Annotated in this window: 14 protein-coding genes; 8 read left to right on the forward strand and 6 right to left on the reverse strand. The window is 67.5% G+C overall.

Annotation, left to right across the window (positions count from 1 at the left end):
• Window positions 1–77: 77 nt before the first annotated feature.
• The 4 genes from ACNA0R_RS01810 (at window position 78) to ACNA0R_RS01825 (ending at window position 4,900) form a co-directional block, all read left to right on the forward strand.
• Window positions 78–1,412: an ABC transporter substrate-binding protein gene (locus ACNA0R_RS01810; RefSeq protein ID WP_415824165.1), complete on the forward strand. Its 1,335-nt coding sequence runs from the start codon at window positions 78–80 to the stop codon at window positions 1,410–1,412.
• A gap of 78 nt (window positions 1,413–1,490) precedes the next feature.
• Entirely contained in the window at window positions 1,491–2,318 is an 828-nt protein-coding gene (locus ACNA0R_RS01815; protein ID WP_415824166.1) for an ABC transporter ATP-binding protein, read from the forward strand.
• A gap of 45 nt (window positions 2,319–2,363) precedes the next feature.
• Window positions 2,364–3,743 (forward strand): phenylacetate--CoA ligase family protein, encoded by a 1,380-nt coding sequence (locus ACNA0R_RS01820; protein ID WP_415824167.1) that lies wholly within the window; start codon window positions 2,364–2,366, stop codon window positions 3,741–3,743.
• A 113-nt stretch (window positions 3,744–3,856) separates the two neighbouring features.
• Window positions 3,857–4,900 carry an amino acid ABC transporter substrate-binding protein gene (locus tag ACNA0R_RS01825; protein ID WP_415824168.1) on the forward strand — a complete coding sequence of 348 codons (1,044 nt, stop codon included), beginning with the start codon at window positions 3,857–3,859 and terminating at the stop codon, window positions 4,898–4,900.
• On the opposite strand, the gene ACNA0R_RS01830 is transcribed toward ACNA0R_RS01825, so the two are convergent.
• Genes ACNA0R_RS01830 through dprA form a run of 3 tightly spaced genes read right to left on the reverse strand, consistent with a single transcriptional unit; the run spans window position 4,890 to window position 7,706 of the window.
• A complete protein-coding gene (locus ACNA0R_RS01830; protein ID WP_415824169.1) occupies window positions 4,890–5,387 on the reverse strand; it encodes a hypothetical protein in 498 nt (165 codons plus the stop codon). The genes ACNA0R_RS01825 and ACNA0R_RS01830 overlap by 11 nt on opposite strands.
• A gap of 51 nt (window positions 5,388–5,438) precedes the next feature.
• Window positions 5,439–6,347: a hydroxymethylglutaryl-CoA lyase gene (locus ACNA0R_RS01835; RefSeq protein WP_415824170.1), complete on the reverse strand. Its 909-nt coding sequence runs from the start codon at window positions 6,345–6,347 to the stop codon at window positions 5,439–5,441.
• 39 nt (window positions 6,348–6,386) lie between these two features.
• Entirely contained in the window at window positions 6,387–7,706 is a 1,320-nt protein-coding gene (dprA, locus tag ACNA0R_RS01840; protein ID WP_415824171.1) for a DNA-processing protein DprA, read from the reverse strand.
• Between the two features lie 249 nt (window positions 7,707–7,955).
• Here dprA and def point away from each other — a divergent pair, with 249 nt between their 5' ends.
• Together def and fmt are read left to right on the forward strand one after the other, a co-directional pair.
• On the forward strand, window positions 7,956–8,459 hold the full coding sequence (gene def, locus ACNA0R_RS01845; RefSeq protein ID WP_415824172.1) for a peptide deformylase: 504 nt from the start codon (window positions 7,956–7,958) through the stop codon (window positions 8,457–8,459).
• A gap of 2 nt (window positions 8,460–8,461) precedes the next feature.
• Window positions 8,462–9,406: a methionyl-tRNA formyltransferase gene (gene fmt / locus ACNA0R_RS01850; protein WP_415824173.1), complete on the forward strand. Its 945-nt coding sequence runs from the start codon at window positions 8,462–8,464 to the stop codon at window positions 9,404–9,406.
• A 59-nt stretch (window positions 9,407–9,465) separates the two neighbouring features.
• Here fmt and ACNA0R_RS01855 read toward each other — a convergent pair whose 3' ends face one another.
• Window positions 9,466–10,092: a pyridoxamine 5'-phosphate oxidase family protein gene (locus ACNA0R_RS01855; RefSeq protein WP_415824174.1), complete on the reverse strand. Its 627-nt coding sequence runs from the start codon at window positions 10,090–10,092 to the stop codon at window positions 9,466–9,468.
• A 203-nt stretch (window positions 10,093–10,295) separates the two neighbouring features.
• Here ACNA0R_RS01855 and ACNA0R_RS01860 point away from each other — a divergent pair, with 203 nt between their 5' ends.
• Window positions 10,296–13,256 carry a hypothetical protein gene (locus ACNA0R_RS01860; RefSeq protein WP_415824175.1) on the forward strand — a complete coding sequence of 987 codons (2,961 nt, stop codon included), beginning with the start codon at window positions 10,296–10,298 and terminating at the stop codon, window positions 13,254–13,256.
• 83 nt (window positions 13,257–13,339) lie between these two features.
• On the opposite strand, the gene ACNA0R_RS01865 is transcribed toward ACNA0R_RS01860, so the two are convergent.
• Window positions 13,340–13,870 carry a hypothetical protein gene (locus tag ACNA0R_RS01865; protein WP_415824176.1) on the reverse strand — a complete coding sequence of 177 codons (531 nt, stop codon included), beginning with the start codon at window positions 13,868–13,870 and terminating at the stop codon, window positions 13,340–13,342.
• Window positions 13,871–13,924: 54 nt separating this feature from the next.
• Window positions 13,925–14,509, reverse strand: coding sequence for an LOG family protein (locus tag ACNA0R_RS01870; protein ID WP_415824177.1), 585 nt, complete (start codon window positions 14,507–14,509; stop codon window positions 13,925–13,927).
• 300 nt (window positions 14,510–14,809) lie between these two features.
• Between ACNA0R_RS01870 and ACNA0R_RS01875 the strand changes: the two genes are divergently transcribed.
• Complete coding sequence (locus ACNA0R_RS01875; protein ID WP_415824179.1) at window positions 14,810–15,355, forward strand: ferritin-like domain-containing protein; 546 nt, start codon at window positions 14,810–14,812, stop codon at window positions 15,353–15,355.
• The last annotated feature ends 45 nt before the right edge of the window (window positions 15,356–15,400 follow it).

The raw sequence follows: 15,400 nt of genomic DNA on the forward strand, positions 1-15,400 counted from the left end.
TATCCATAACGTTCCGGCCGGGCGCCATCCGCCTGGCCGGAGATAAAACCGGTGTCCCGCACACCACCCAGGAGGACATGGAGATGAAGCGCTTGAATATTCGACTCGCGGCGGCCGCGGCCGGCGTCGCCGCCGTGCTGGGCTCGGCCAGCCTGCCCGCCTGGGCGGACGAACAGTTCGTTCCGCTGCTGGTCTACCGCACCGGTTCCTTCGCGCCGCTGGGCATACCGTGGGCCGATGGCAAACTGGATTATCTGAAGCTGGTCAACGCGCGCGACGGCGGCATCAACGGCGTGAAGATCACCTATGAGGAATGCGAGACCGCCTATGCCACCGATCGCGGCGTGGAGTGCTATGAGCGCCTGAAGACGCATGCGCCCACCGGCGCCTCGGGCTTCGACACCCAGTCGACCGGCATCACCTTCGCGGTCAGCGACAAGGCGCCCCTGGACAAGGTGCCGGTGGAAACCGTCGGCTATGGCCTGTCGCAGGCCGTCGACGGTTCCGTTTTCCCGTGGAATTTCCCCTTGCTGGGCACCTACTGGACGGCCGCCGACACCATGATCCAGGACATCGCCAAGAAGGAAGGCGGCAATCTCAAGGGCAAGAAGATCGCCCTGGTCTATCACGATTCGCCCTACGGCAAGGAACCCATACCGCTGCTGCAGCGGCGCGCCGCCAAGGACGGCTTCGAGTTGCTGCTTTATCCGGTCACCGCCCCCGGCGTGGAGCAGAAATCCACGTGGCTGCAGATTCGCCAGTCGCGGCCCAACTACGTGCTGTTGTGGAGCGCCGGCATCATGACGCCGACCGCCATCCGCGAAGCCCAGGCCAGCGGCTATCCGCGCGAAAAGATGTACGCCATCTGGTGGGCCGGATCCGAGGGCGACGTGAAGGACCTGGGCGCCGTTGCCAAGGGCTACAACGCCATTACCATCCACAACAGCGGCGAACCCGGCAAGGTGTCGCAGGACCTGAAGAAGTTCGTCTACGACAAGGGCGACGGCAGCGACAGGACCGGCAATTCGGTGGGCACCATCGCCCATATGCGCGGCATGATTATCTCCATGCTGCAGGTCGAAGCCATACGCACCGCACAGGAAAAATATGGCAAGGGCAAGTCCATGACGCCGGAGCAGGTGCGCTGGGGTTTCGAAAACCTGAACCTGACGCAGGAACGGCTGAACCAGCTGGGCTTCGGCGAGATCGTCCGTCCGTTCAGGACGTCCTGCGCCAACCACCTGGGCGCCGATTGGGCGCGCATCGTGCAATGGGACGGCGCCAAGTTCAAGGTGGTCTCCGACTGGTACCAGGCCGACAAGAGCATGGTCGATCCCCTGGTCAAGGAAACGGCGGCCAAGTATGCCAAGGAGAAGAACATCACGCCGGTCAATTGCGGGGCCCAGGGGTGAGCGCCGTGGCGCACTTGTCCTGGCCGATACGCGGCGTTTCCACGCCGCGGCCCGCGGCCGTGCCGCAAGGAGTACCGCATGAGCAATGAAGCCGCCGCGCCGCCTGCCGCGCTGCTGGACGTCAACGGCATCGAGGTGATCTACAACCACGTCATCCTGGTGCTCAAGGGCGTGTCGCTGTGCGTGCCGGAAGGCCGCATCGTGGCGCTGCTGGGCGCCAATGGCGCCGGCAAGACGACCACGCTGCGCGCGGTATCCAACCTGCTGCGCGGCGAGCGCGGCGAAGTCACCAAGGGCAGCATCCGCTATCGCGGCGAACGGGTCGACCGGCTGTCGCCGGCCGACCTGGTGCGGCGCGGCGTCGTGCAGGTGATGGAAGGCCGCCATTGCTTCGCCCACCTCACCGTGGAAGAAAACCTGCGCACCGGCGCTTACACGCGCCGGCTCGGCCGCGCCGATACGGAAGCCGCGCTGGAGCGGGTGTACCAGTACTTTCCCCGGCTGAAGCAGCGGCGCGGCAGCCAGGCCGGCTACACGTCGGGCGGCGAACAGCAGATGACCGCGATCGGCCGGGCCTTGATGGCGAGCCCGGCGATGATCCTGCTGGACGAGCCCTCCATGGGCCTGGCGCCGCAGATCGTCGAGGAAATCTTCCAGATCGTGCGCGACCTGAACCAGCGCGAAGGCGTCAGCTTCCTCCTGGCCGAACAGAACACCAATATCGCGCTGCGCTACGCGGACTACGGCTACATCCTCGAAAACGGCCGCGTCATGATGGACGGCGATGCCGCCGCGCTGGGCAGCAACGAAGACGTCAAGGAGTTCTATCTGGGCATTTCCAGTGGCGCGCGGCGCAGTTTCCGCGACACCAAGTTCTACCGCCGCCGCAAGCGGTGGCTGGCCTGATGTTCCCTGTAGAAACCCAGCCACGGATCGCCGGAGCCCGACATCATGCGCCATGCCGCCTACTTCGATACGCTGGAAACGCGGCCGCCGGAGGCCCGCGAAGATGAATTGATGGCGGCCCTGCCGCATGCCATCGCGCAGGCCATGGCCCGCGCGCCGGCGATCGCCGCGCAGCTGGCCGGCGTGGACGCACGCGCCGTCGTGTCGCGCGAAGCCCTGGCCGCCTTGCCGGTACTGCGCAAGTCCGAGCTGCTGGCGCGGCAACAGGCCAGCCGCGACGGCGGCATGGAGCGGCGGGGCGCGGCGCCAGGCGACGGCCATACGCCCAGCATCGGCGTGGCGGCAGGTGGCGGGCGCAGGGCGAGCGATGGCCGGGCGGCCGGCGGTGGTCTGGCGGCAGGCAGCGCCGCCAAGGCCATGGGCGGATTTTCCGCCATCGGCTGGGGCGAGGCGCTGCGCGTCTTCGCATCGCCCGGCCCCATCTACGAACCCGAGAGCCCTCGCCGCGACTACTGGCGTTTCGGCCGCGCCCTGTACGCCGCCGGCATCCGTCCGGGCCAACTGGTCTACAACTGCTTCTCCTACCACTTCACGCCCGCCGGCTCGATGATGGAGACGGCCGCCCATGCCATCGGGTGCACGGTATTTCCCGGCGGCACCGGACAAAGCGAACAGCAGGTACGCGCCATCAGCGACCTGGCGCCGGCGTCCTATACCGGCACCCCGAGCTTTCTGAAGATCATCCTGGAAAAGGCCGACGAAATGGGCGTGGCGCTGCCTTCGCTGCGCCACGCGCTGGTGTCCGGCGAGGCCTTCCCCGCTGCGTTGCGCGACAGCCTGTCGGCGCGCGGCATCGACGGCTATCAAGCCTACGGCAGCGCCGACCTGGGCCTGATCGCCTACGAAACCCCGGCCCGCGCAGGCCTGGTGCTGGGCGAGGAAATCATCGTCGAAATCGTCCGCCCGGGCACCGGCGATCCCGTCCCTGACGGCGAGGTCGGCGAAGTCGTGGTGACCACGCTCAATCCCGATTACCCGCTGGTGCGCTTCGGCACCGGCGACCTGTCCGCGGTGCTGCCCGGCTTGTCGCCCTGCGGCCGCACCAATACGCGCATCCGCGGCTGGCTGGGCCGGGCCGACCAGGCCACCAAGGTGCGCGGGCTGTTCGTGCATCCCTCGCAGGTGGCCGACATCCTGCGCCGGCATCCCGAAGCGCTGCGCGCGCGCCTGGTGATCGCCGGGGAGATCGGCGCCGACACGATGACCCTGCACGTCGAAGCCCGCGCCGCGCCGGCCGGCCTGGCCGAGGCCATCGCGCGATCGGTGCGCGACGTCGCCAAGCTGCGCGCCGACGTCGTCCTGTGCGAACCGGACAGCCTGCCCAATGACGGCAAGGTCATCGCCGACACACGCAACTACGCTTGAGCTTAGAAGCTTCAGGTTCACCGATCGATGCCGGCGCGTTAAGCTTGACGGCTGGCGGCCCCACCGACGGGCGCCGCTTAACGCATCCAGGCAGCATCCAAGAAGGAAAACTCATGCGTATCGGATCCATCTCCCGTTTGTTCGGTCTGCCGGCTTTCGCCGGCGCCGTCCTGTTCGCGCTGGCGGCCCAGGCCGCCCATGGCGCCACGCTGGACACCGTGCGCCAGCGCGGCGTGGTGTTGTGCGGCACCACGACCGGTTTCGCCGGCTTTTCCGCGCCGGACGCCAAGGGCGCATGGCATGGGCTGGACGTCGACCTGTGCCGCGCCGTGGCCGCGGCCGTCCTGGGCGACGCCAACAAAACCAAGATCGTGCCGCTGGACGCCCAGCAGCGTTTCACCGCGCTGCAATCCGGCGAGATCGATCTGCTGGCGCGCAATACTACCGTCACGCAGCAGCGCGATACGGCGCTGGGCATCATCCACGCCGGCGTCAATTTCTATGACGGCCAGGGCTTCATGGTGCCCAAGTCGCTGGGCGTGAAAAGCGCCAAGGAATTGAACGGCGCGACGGTGTGCCTGCAAGCCGGCACCTCCAACGAAAACACCCTGGCGGACTGGGCGCGCGCCAACCGCATCGAATACAAGCCGGTCGTCATCGAGCAATTCAACGAGGTGGTCAACGCGTTCGCCGCGGGCCGCTGCGACGTGTTCAGCACGGACGCGTCCGGCCTGGCATCCATCCGCATTTCCAAGCTGCACAATCCCGATGACTATGTCGTTCTGCCCGAGATCATCTCCAAGGAGCCGCTCGGCCCCTTCGTGCGCAAGGGCGACGACAACTGGCTGAACATCGTTTCCTGGTCCTTGTCGGCCATGATCGAAGCCGAGGAATACGGCATCACGTCAGCCAACGTCGACCAGCTGAAAAGCAGCAGCGAAAACCCCAACGTCAAGCGCATCCTGGGCGTGACGGCCGGCGCCGGCAAGAACATGGGCCTGGGCGAAGACTGGGCCTACAACATCGTCAAGCAGGTGGGCAATTACGGCGAAAGCTTCGAGCGCAACGTCGGCCAGGGCAGCCCGCTGAAGCTGCAGCGCGGCTTGAATGCGCAGTGGAACAAGGGCGGGCTGATGTACGCGCTGCCTATCCGCTGAGATCGGCGCGCGGCGCCTTGCCCTGGTAAGTGGCGGCGATATGCATGAAGGCCCGTTCCAGTTCACGCGTACCGCCCTGGAACGTCATCGTCCTGCCCGAACGGCTGATCACCATCAGCCGCTTGGAGAAAATCATCGGCACGAAGCGCGCGCTGCCGATATCCTCCCAGGCGATTTCGCGCTTCGTCAGCCAGGTCTGCCGCAGGCCCTGGCTGTCTATCGTGGTGATGGAGGTCTGCATGGACCACGCTACCACCGCCAAGGCCAGGAAACACACCAGCACCCCGCCGAGCAGCAGCGGACTCAAGGCGCCGCTGTATAGCCGGATGATGGTCGTGACGATCTCCCAGCCGAGCGCGGCCAGCAGTATCCAGGCCAGGATTTTCACCCAGTCGGGCCAGGCCTGGCCGTTGAGCGGCAGCGGGCCGATCTCTTGCAGCAAGGCGGCAAGCGGGATGTAGGAAGGCGGCTCGGCGGGGCGGTTCATGGGGTGCGCGTCGGCGCCTCCAGCGGGTGGCTGATGGATGGATGCACGCTGCTAGGCGGCCCGCTTGGCCGCGACGGCATTGCCCGCGCGGCTGGACGACTTGCGGTGCAGATTCGCGGACATCCATTGCCCGATGTCGACGACCGCGTCGAAATCGATGCCGGTATCGATGTCCATGCCACGCAGCAGGTACAGCACGTCTTCGGTGGCCACATTGCCGGTGGCGCCCTTGGCGTAGGGACAGCCGCCCAGCCCCGCCACCGATGCATGGAAGATGGCGATGCCGCTTTCCAGCGCCGCCGCGATGTTGCCCACGGCCTGGCCGTAGGTGTCGTGGAAGTGGCCGGAGACCCGGGCCGGATCGACCACCGCGGTCACCGCGTCCATGACCTGGCGCACGCGCCTGGGCGTGCCCACGCCTATGGTGTCGGCGACGTCGATCTCGTCGCAGCCCAGCGCCAGGTAGCGCCGCGCCACGTCGACCACGGCGGCCACCGGCACCTCGCCCTGGTAGGGGCAGCCCAGGGCGCAACTGATGGAGCCGCGCAGCCGCAGGCCCGCGGCCTTGGCGGCGGCCGCCACCGGTTCGAAGCGGGCGATGGATTCGGCGATCGAGCAGTTGATGTTCTTCTGCGAAAAGGCCTCGCTGGCGGCGCCGAAGATCACGACCTCATCGGCCCCGGCATCGCGCGCGGCTTCGAAGCCCTTCATGTTGGGCGTCAATACGGAATAGATGACACCGGGCTTGCGCTCGATGCCGGCCATCACCTGCGCGGCGTCGGCCATCTGGGGGACCCACTTGGGCGAGACGAAGGACGTGGCTTCGATGTTCGGAAAGCCGGCCGCGGCGAGCCGGTTCACCAGTTCGATCTTGACGTCGGTCGGAACGAAATCCTTTTCGTTCTGCAGGCCGTCGCGCGGGGATACTTCGACGATTTTGACGCGGGTGGGAGCAGGCATGGCGTATTCCTGGACTGAATGCGGCGATATAGCGGGATATTAGCCTTTGGCGGCGCGTCGCGCGCCAGCCAAACGCTGGAAACGACCGCCATCCAGGCGGGCAACCACGCCGGCCAATTCCAGTTCCAGCAGGCGGGCCGAGAGCGTGGCGGGGGCCAGGCCGGTGCGTTCAAGCAGGGTGTCCAGATGGACGGGGTCATGGCCCAGGGCGGCCATGACGGCCGCTTGGGCGCCGGCCGGCTTGCCGGCGGCGGCAGCGGCGTCATGATCGGCCCGATCCTGTCCGGCCGCCGCGCGGTGGTCCGCCGCGTGTTCGTCGGCACCGTCTTCGCCGGGGACGTCCGTGCCGGCGGCGCGTCCCTTCACGTCCCGCGCATCGTACCGGCCTGAGCCGTCGCTGGCCTCGGCCGCGGCGTCCGCGGCACGCGCATCCGCTTTTTGTCTACGCGCGGCGCCGGCCGCATCGCCCAGTTCGTCCGTGATGTCGCGCGCCGTTTCGACCAGCTTGGCGCCTTGCCGTATCAGCGCATGGCAACCGCGCGATAGCGGCGAATGGATGGAGCCCGGGATGGCGAATACCTCCCGGCCGTTCTCGGCCGCCAGGCGGGCGGTGATCAGCGAACCGCTCTGGCGCGCGGCCTCCACGACCAGGACGCCTTGCGCAAGCCCGGCCACCAGCCGGTTGCGCCGCGGGAAATGGCTGGCAATCGCCGGACTGCCCAGCGGCAGCTCCGACACCAGCGCGCCATGCGCCGCGATGCGTTCCGCCAGTCCCGCGTTACGCGGCGGGTAGATCCGGTCGATGCCCGTGCCCATGACGGCCACGGTGCCGGCGCCCGCGGACCCGGCATCCAGGGCGCCCTCGTGGGCGGCCGCATCTATGCCCAACGCCAATCCGCTGACGATGCACCAGCCGTGCTGGGCAAGATGGCGGGCGAAAGCCCGGGCATTTTCGGCGCCGCCGGGCGTCGCGCTGCGCGAGCCCACCACCGCCAGGGCTGGTCCGGCCATGCGCGCCGGTTCGCCGCGGACGTACAGCAAGAGGGGAGGATCCGCCGTGGTCAGCAGCGCCCGCGGGTAGCGTGGGTCCGCCAGTGTGATGATGTGGCGGTCCGGGCCTTCCACCCATCGCAGCGTCTCGTCGATCAGGCTGGCCGTCGCGGGCGCGGGCGGCGCGCCCAGCTGGCGGGCGAGGTCCTGCGGGATATGGCGTGCGAGCGCGGCGGCGCCCAGGGCATAGATCTGCTCGGGCAGGCCGATGGCGCTGAGCAGGCCGATGGCTCCCATCACGCCCAGGTCGGGTTCCAGGGAGAGCCGCAGCCAGGCGGCCAGTTCGTCGCGTGAGGTGTCCAGAGGCATGCGCGCAGTGTCGCACGATCGCGGCTGTCCGGTGTTCGGCGCAGTGACCGGAATATCCATCCGGCGGAGCTCATCCGCGGAGGCTTCGGCAACCGGGTCGCCGCCCGGGTGACGACCGATCCGGCTATGTGGCTGTTAGCCGGAAACTATTAGAAATCAAACCCTTGTTGAATTATCATTACAGTTATCCCAACCACCCGATCCTGTTTCCCGCCCGCTCGAGCGCGGCCGCGGGATGCACCGCTTTCCATGGCTTTGCTCAACATCCTTCACTATCCCAGTCCGCGGCTGCATATCAAGGCCAAGCCGGTGGCGGAAGTGGACGACCGCATCCGCCGGCTGGTCCGCGATATGGCGGACACCATGTATGACGCGCCCGGCGTCGGGCTGGCGGCTACCCAGGTCGATGTGCACGAGCGCGTCGTCGTCATCGACGTGTCCGAGGACGGCAGTCAGCTGTTGACGCTGATTAACCCGGAAATTACCTGGAAGAGCGAAGAAAGGCAGACCTACGAAGAAGGCTGCCTGTCCGTGCCGGGCATCTACGACGAAGTCGAACGCGCCGCGCGCATCCGCTTCAAGGCGCTGAACGCCGAAGGCCAGCCCTACGAGATGGAAGCCGAAGGCCTGCTGGCGGTCTGCGTGCAGCACGAGCTCGATCACCTGGACGGCAAGGTGTTCGTCGAATATCTGTCGCCGCTGAAGCAGAACCGCATCAAGACCAAGATGCGCAAAGCAGAACGAGTAGGGTAACGATGCGCGTTGTTTTCGCCGGGACACCGGATTTCGCCCGTCTGGCGCTGGAAGCGATCCTGGCGGCCGGGCATACGGTGCCGCTGGTGCTGACGCAGCCCGACCGGCCAGCCGGGCGCGGGCTCAAGTTGACGCCCAGTCCGGTGAAGCAGGCGGCGCTGGCCGCCGGCATTCCGGTCGATCAGCCACGCAGCCTGCGCCTGGACGGCCGCTATCCGGAAGAGGCCGCCCAGGCCCGCGACCAATTGCGGGCGGCCGAACCTGACGTCATGGTGGTCGCGGCCTACGGCTTGATCCTGCCGCAGTGGGTGCTGGACCTGCCGCCCCATGGCTGCCTGAACATTCACGCCAGCCTGCTGCCGCGCTGGCGCGGCGCCGCGCCCATCCAGCGCGCCATCGAAGCGGGCGATACGGAAACCGGCGTAACCATCATGCAAATGGACGCCGGCCTGGATACCGGCGACATGCTTCTCGTGCGCCGCGTTCCCATCGGTCCCGAGCAGAACGCCGCCGCGCTGCATGACGATCTGGCGACGGCCGGCGCCGCCGCTATCGTCGAGGCCCTGGCTGCCTTGAGCGCGGGCGGCTTGACGCCGACGCCGCAGCCGGACCAGGGCGTCACCTACGCAGCCAAGCTGGACAAGGCCGAAGCCGCGCTGGATTTCTCGCTGTCCGCGGAAACGCTGGCCCGGCGAGTGCGGGCCTTCGACCCGGTGCCCGGCGCCACCGTGCGTCTGCCGGGGCTGGACGATCCCGTCAAGGTGTGGCGCGCGCAGGCCTTGCCCGGCGAATCGGCCACTGTGCCCGGCACGGTGTTGCGGGCACTGCCCGCGGGTATCGACATCGCCACCGCCGATGGCATCCTGCGCCTGCTTGAATTGCAGAAGGCCGGCGGCAAGCGCCAGCCCGTGGACGTTTTCGTGCGCGGCTGGCAGGCCAAGGAATAGCGCTGTCGCCCGCGGCCTTCAGGCAGTCCTGGGCCCAACGTTTCGATAAGGCGCTTTCTTCAATACAGCGTCTTTTTCACGCGATCCGCCAGTTCGCGGTCGTATTGCTCGCCATCGAAACCACTGCCGATCAGATCGCGCAGTATGCGTCCGGTACTGGGCAACGCATCCCGCCGCAGCTGCGTGGCGGGATCCCATAGCCGCGACCGAACCACCGCCCGCGAACACTGGAAGAACACGGTTTCCACGTGCACGACCAGCACGGAGCGCGGCGGCTTGCTGTCCATCGCCAGTTTGTCCAGCAACGCCGGATCCACCGTGATCTGCGCGCGTCCGTTGACGCGCAGCGTTTCGCCGATACCTGGGATCAGGAACAGCAGCGCCACGCGTGGATCGGCGATCACATTGCGCAGGCTGTCGACGCGATTGTTGCCGCGGCGGTCCGGCAGCAGCAGCGTCTGTTCGTCGTGGATTTCCACGAAGCCCGGCGCATCGCCGCGCGGCGAGACATCCAGGCCGCCGGGGCCGCTGGTCGCCAGCGCGACGAAGGGCGCGGCGCGGATGAAGGCGCGGTAGTTTGGATGCAGCGTTGCGCTTTCTTTAAGTACGGAGGTGTCCTTGGGCTGCCCGTACAGCGCGGTCAGGGCGTCCAGGTCGGCAATCCGGTGCGCGTCGTCGATGTTCATGGCGTGATTCGTGATCGATAGGCTGGGTCCGGCCGCCGGGCGCGCCCTGGCGGCAGCGCTGCCATCGTAGCGCAGGTGCGCACCCGGGCGCCCGGCGCCTGGATACCGCGTGTCCCGACTGCGCGCGGGTCGAATGCCCGGCGCCCGGATGCCCGGCGCCCGGATGCCCGGCCCCACCATTTCTCCTAGGAATCTGCCGCAATATGCACCCGCCCATGGCCGCCGGTACCGCCGCCTCTTACGATGGCCGGTTGCGCCGCGAGCGCCACGTGCAAGGCGCCGTACAGGAGAACATGATGGCGGTGGATGGTTGGGGTTCGGTCCGTAGCGCTACTTATCCCACGGACACCACGACGGCGGGTTCGGCCGGCGTCGGCTTCCGCGCGCGGCCTGGCCGCCGGCAACGGTTGAAGGCGCTGATCGCCGACATGCGCCAGACGCACAGCCTGCGCGGCAAACTATCCCTGGTCTACGCCAGGGCCGGCAGCGCCGATCGGGTGCGGGCCATGACCAAGTGGTCACAAGCGCGCGCCGGCGCCCCCGTCGGCCACGACGATATGCAGCGCCTGTACGAGCGCGTCACACGCAGATGCTCACGGCAGGCGCACGCCCATGTCTTCCGCCGCATCGCGGAAAACTATCTGTCGCGCGCCGATACCGCCCAACTCGCAACGCTGCGGCAGTCGCTGGGCAGCGCCACCCGCGGTCCGGTTCCCTGGGTCATGCTCGCGCCCAAGGCGGACCCGGCACGCCAGGCCTGGGCCGGATTTTCCGCCATGCTGGACGGCGAACTGGCGCGCCGTGCCTTGCTCCCGGCGCTGAAGCAGGTCGTCCAGGCCTTGCCCGCGCGCGCGGACGGCCATGCGCTGGACCTGGCATGCGCCCGCCTCGCGACCGCGCTTCACCGTACCGGGGGAACGCGCGCCGGCACCGGCCTGCTCGGCACCGCCCTGGGGCAGTTGTCCCATATCGAACTGCAAGTCCTGGCGACACATCTGGCGCCGCGGCCAGGCGTCACCGGTGCAGACGCCCGTCCGCAATGCGCGGTCGCACAGGCCTTGCGTCATCTGCGCGCATCGCCGGAGATATGGCGGCAGCGGCTCGACCTTATCGGCGCGCTCCAGGCGGCCGTAAACCGCACGGTCTGCGAACGCCTGGATTACTTCGTCCACGCCACGTCGCGCTTGGTCGACTTCCAGCTGGAACAGGGCCGCCGTCCGCAGGCCGTCTACGACCTGGCCGCCGAATCGCTGGAGAAAAGCCTGGACAGCGTCGGCTACGCCGGCATGCTGGCGCCCGGCGGCAGCGCCACGCTCGCGCCTCGGCTGATCGCCGCGGCCTTGCTGGGCAAGCCGCTGAAGGATGTCCTGGCCTTCGCCGGCCACCTGGACATACGGACGCTGACGCAACTGCTGCTGGCGATGGAAAGCGCCGCGCCCGAGTACGCGGGCGCGGCGGCGCTCCTGGGCAAGGTGCGCGACAATCTCGCGCAGCGCTATCTGGACACGCTGCTCACCTGCCGCCGCGAACTGGAAATCCACAGCGCGGGCGACCAGCGATGGCCCATCGCGCACGGCCTGAAAACGCTGGCCATGGCGGTCGAGGCCTGGGACAGCGACTGCCTGCCGGGAGGACTGCTCATTCCGCCGCACATCGAGCTGGATCTGCGGGCCACCATCCGGCGCGCCGTTCATCGCTTGTCGCCAGGGCCTGGCGGGTCCTCCGATTTTCATGGCGATCCGGCCACCGCGGCCGCCCACCGCCAATTCGCGGTCGCTCTGGATTACGCGTGCATCAAGAGCCTGTGCGGCAGCGAGGCGGCCTGCCTGCGCATCGCACAGCCGGCCCTGGGGCCATACGGCTTGTCCCTGGATAAGCGCGCCCTGGCCGCCGTCGCCCGTGAACGCGCCGCGCCGCATATCGAGATGGCCGCCGATCACCTGGCCGATGTGGCGCAGGCCTTCGCGCGCGACGCATCGGATCCTGCCCATACCCTACGCGCCTTGCGCGATGGCGCGGAGTGTGCCGCGTCCGCTTGCGCCGAGTGCGCGAGCTTCACCGATATGACCGCCGACGACACGATGCGCCTGTGCAAGGACATCGCCGCCCTGGCGTGGCGCCGCTTCCGCGACCATCACGCGGGCCGGCGCCGGGATGCCGAAGCGGCCTTGGCACAGTCCGGATATATCCTGCACGATGGCTTGAACGATGCGGCCTCCGCCCTGATACAGGATCTGGATGTCCATCCGCCCCCCAACGGCGACTGGCGAGAGCAACTGGAATCGCACGCGGTCAGCCGCCTGCGCCTTGCCTCCCAGCTGATGGAAGCCCTGCAGGCCGCATCCATTCCCGACGGCGAAGACGCGCCGGGCCCCGGTTCGAGCGTCGCCGGGTCCGACGCATTCATCGATGCCTGGACGCCTGACTTCCGCAGGGCCGTCATGGATCACTTCGGGGTCAGGTACGACCCGGTGCGCGGCCGCTGTGCGCTGGTCATGAACCGCGCGCAACACGAGCGCTTCGCCGCCGAGCTGCTGGACGACGAGCTGAAAGCCAAGGCCGTCATGCAGTACGAGATCTCCGGTCCCGGCGGCGCCACCGTCGTGGAGATCGATGAACAGCTGCTGATGGACGGGATCACGCGCATCACGTCGCAGTTCTCCGTCAGCGGTGTCGATCGCCACGGCGCCTACCTGCCGTATGCCAGTTCAAGCGCCCTTGCCGGGGAAGACTCGCATGTGCCGGGCGTCGAACGCGGACTGCTGGCGCTGCGCAAGCTGGCCGGTCCGGACACGACGGCGCTGACGACCTATCTGACGCAGACCGCGGTGGCCGGTTTCCTGCACGGACTCTATAAGCTGGGAGAGGAGGGGCCCATCAGGATGGACGACGGCCTGGCGGTCATGCCCGGAGGCATGGCTTACACGCGTACCGACATCAAACGGATGGCGGACGGCTCGTATACCGTACGGCTCAATCCCTACTGGTACAGGCTGGATACCGCCACGGCCTTCGATGGCTCGGCCGTCAAGCTGGACCCGGTGCGCAGCTTTGCGTCCCTGGCCAGCGATGTGCGGCTGACGCCGCTGGGACAGGGCTTATGGCGCCAGGAAGTCGCCGGCCCGCTGATGATCCGCCATCACATGGTGCGGCTGGAGTCGTGATCCTGGTCACCCTGTCCGGCCGCGGTATCCGGACATCCTGTTCCGCGCCCTGCGCGTGCTTTGCGCGCTGCTGCTCCCGCGATTCAGCGCGTCAGCCAGCGCAGGTTCTCCAGGCCCGGTACGGCAGGCATGCCGTCCAGCGCCGCGCGTTCGAGCCAGGGGTAGGGCAGCGCGGTGATCCACCCGAACACCACCGGCATGGTGTCGGCGGGCAGCGTCGCCATGGATTCGATGGTAATGGTCAGGTGTTTGACCAGGTGCGGATCGGCCTGGAATCGCCAATCGTAGCGGCCACAGCCCACGCGTACCTTGCCGGTGGCCTTTTCCGTCATCGCCACCATCCAGTCGCAGCTGAATGCATCCAGCACCGCGCCCGGCGCGGGGCGGTCCAGGTAGAAGGTGTAGACATTGTCGTAGGTCTGCCCGAAAGCGCGCGACAGCGTATCGGCGATGGCAGGTTCGCCCGCGACTTCGCTCGGGAAGTCGATGGCCTGCGTCTTCAGCACCATGCTCAGGCGCGCATCCGGCGCGAAAGCCCGGGCCATATACCAGGGACGATTTTCGTCCTTGGCATGGAAGTAATCGCGCAGCAGCTGTTCGGTGGTTGTCTTCATCAGGCCGTCTTCATCGTGGTTTTCGTTGCGTCGCATTGATTGCATCGCTTTCACTTACTTGGCCGGCTCTATCCATTTCGATATGGTGGGCGGCGTGTAGCTGGCGAAACGCTCCAGCAACCGCCCCGGGTCGCTTTCCACCGCCAGCATCGCGCGATGCTGTGGCCGCATGAAGGCTTCTTCCACCGTGTGGTCCAGGAAGGCGGTCAGGTGGTCGAAATAGCCGGCGATGTTCAACAGCCCGCAGGGCTTGGCGTGAAAGCCCAGCTGCGCCCAGGTCCAGGTCTCGAAGATTTCTTCCAGCGTGCCGACGCCGCCCGGCAGCGCCACGAAGCCATCGGCCTTTTCCGCCATCGAGGTCTTGCGCTCGTGCATGGACGTCACGATGTGCTGCTCGGTCAGGCCGCGATGGGCCAGTTCTTTCTTGACCAGCGCTTCGGGAATCACCCCGATGGCGCGGCCACCGCTGTCGAGCACCGCGTCCGCCAGGATGCCCATGATGCCGGAACTGGATCCGCCGTAGACCAGGGTCAGGCCGCGCCGCGCCAACTCGCGGCCGAAGGCGCGGGCGGCTTCGGCATAGACCGGCTGGCGGCCGGCGTTCGAGCCGCAATACACACAGATGTTTTCGAGTTTCATGCTTGCATCGCTTGTAATCATGGTGGCGGCAATCCGCCGGCCGGCGTCCCGGCGGCCGGGGCGCGCGGCGCGCGTAAGACCCCGGCGCGGGAGCGTGAAAGGCCGGGCGCGAAACTTGCGTACGCCCCGAACCTAAGACCGAAGCCCGGTAGTTTACGCATATTTTCCGGCGGTACCCGGGGGACGGCGATACGTTTGGACACAGCACCGGTTCGCATCCGACGGTGCGTATCTGCAATCGAGCAAGGCGGCAAAGGCCGCCACTTTTTGTCCAACGCCCTAGACAAGGAGAGTACCAATATGGATATGCCCACCCAATCGAAGAAGGCCGATTTCCACGTCGATATTCAGGCGCTGCGCCAGCGCGCGCGCCAGGGCCTGGAAGACGGCGCCGTGACCGAGACCTACCGCGCCGATCGCGAAACCGTTCTGCGCTTGCTGAATGAGGCCCTGGCCACCGAGCTGGTCTGTGTGCTGCGCTACAAGCGCCACTTTTTCATGGCGCGCGGCATGAACGCCGAACCGGTCGCCGCGGAATTCGCCGAGCACGCCACGGAAGAGCAGCAGCACGCCGACCGCATCGCCGAACGCATCGTGCAATTGGGCGGCGAACCGGATATGAATCCGGCCAACCTGGCCAAGCGCAGCCACTCCGAGTATGTCGAAGCCTCCACGCTGGAAGACATGATCAAGGAAAACCTGGTCGCCGAACGGATCGCCATCGACAGCTATAAGCAGATCGTCGATTACATCGGCGAAGACGACCCCACCACGCGTCGCCTGATGGAAGAGATCCTGGCCGTCGAGGAAGAACACGCCGACGATCTGTCGGACTTCCTGGACTGATCCGCCCCACGCCGGACATCGGCCGCCGACTTCCGGGCCCGGCGG

The organism is Bordetella sputigena (assembly GCF_965137885.1).
Lineage (GTDB): Bacteria > Pseudomonadota > Gammaproteobacteria > Burkholderiales > Burkholderiaceae_B > Bordetella_C > Bordetella_C sputigena.

Bases quoted from the DNA above. Each gene is read 5' to 3' on its own strand.
- ACNA0R_RS01810 (WP_415824165.1), top strand. From the start codon at position 78: ATGGAGATGAAGCGCTTGAATATTCGACTCGCGGCGGCCGCGGCCGGC.
- ACNA0R_RS01815 (WP_415824166.1), top strand. From the start codon at position 1,491: ATGAGCAATGAAGCCGCCGCGCCGCCTGCCGCGCTGCTGGACGTCAAC.
- ACNA0R_RS01820 (WP_415824167.1), top strand. From the start codon at position 2,364: ATGCGCCATGCCGCCTACTTCGATACGCTGGAAACGCGGCCGCCGGAG.
- ACNA0R_RS01825 (WP_415824168.1), top strand. From the start codon at position 3,857: ATGCGTATCGGATCCATCTCCCGTTTGTTCGGTCTGCCGGCTTTCGCC.
- ACNA0R_RS01830 (WP_415824169.1), bottom strand. From the start codon at position 5,387: ATGAACCGCCCCGCCGAGCCGCCTTCCTACATCCCGCTTGCCGCCTTG.
- ACNA0R_RS01835 (WP_415824170.1), bottom strand. From the start codon at position 6,347: ATGCCTGCTCCCACCCGCGTCAAAATCGTCGAAGTATCCCCGCGCGAC.
- dprA (WP_415824171.1), bottom strand. From the start codon at position 7,706: ATGCCTCTGGACACCTCACGCGACGAACTGGCCGCCTGGCTGCGGCTC.
- def (WP_415824172.1), top strand. From the start codon at position 7,956: ATGGCTTTGCTCAACATCCTTCACTATCCCAGTCCGCGGCTGCATATC.
- fmt (WP_415824173.1), top strand. From the start codon at position 8,462: ATGCGCGTTGTTTTCGCCGGGACACCGGATTTCGCCCGTCTGGCGCTG.
- ACNA0R_RS01855 (WP_415824174.1), bottom strand. From the start codon at position 10,092: ATGAACATCGACGACGCGCACCGGATTGCCGACCTGGACGCCCTGACC.
- ACNA0R_RS01860 (WP_415824175.1), top strand. From the start codon at position 10,296: ATGCACCCGCCCATGGCCGCCGGTACCGCCGCCTCTTACGATGGCCGG.
- ACNA0R_RS01865 (WP_415824176.1), bottom strand. From the start codon at position 13,870: ATGAAGACAACCACCGAACAGCTGCTGCGCGATTACTTCCATGCCAAG.
- ACNA0R_RS01870 (WP_415824177.1), bottom strand. From the start codon at position 14,509: ATGAAACTCGAAAACATCTGTGTGTATTGCGGCTCGAACGCCGGCCGC.
- ACNA0R_RS01875 (WP_415824179.1), top strand. From the start codon at position 14,810: ATGGATATGCCCACCCAATCGAAGAAGGCCGATTTCCACGTCGATATT.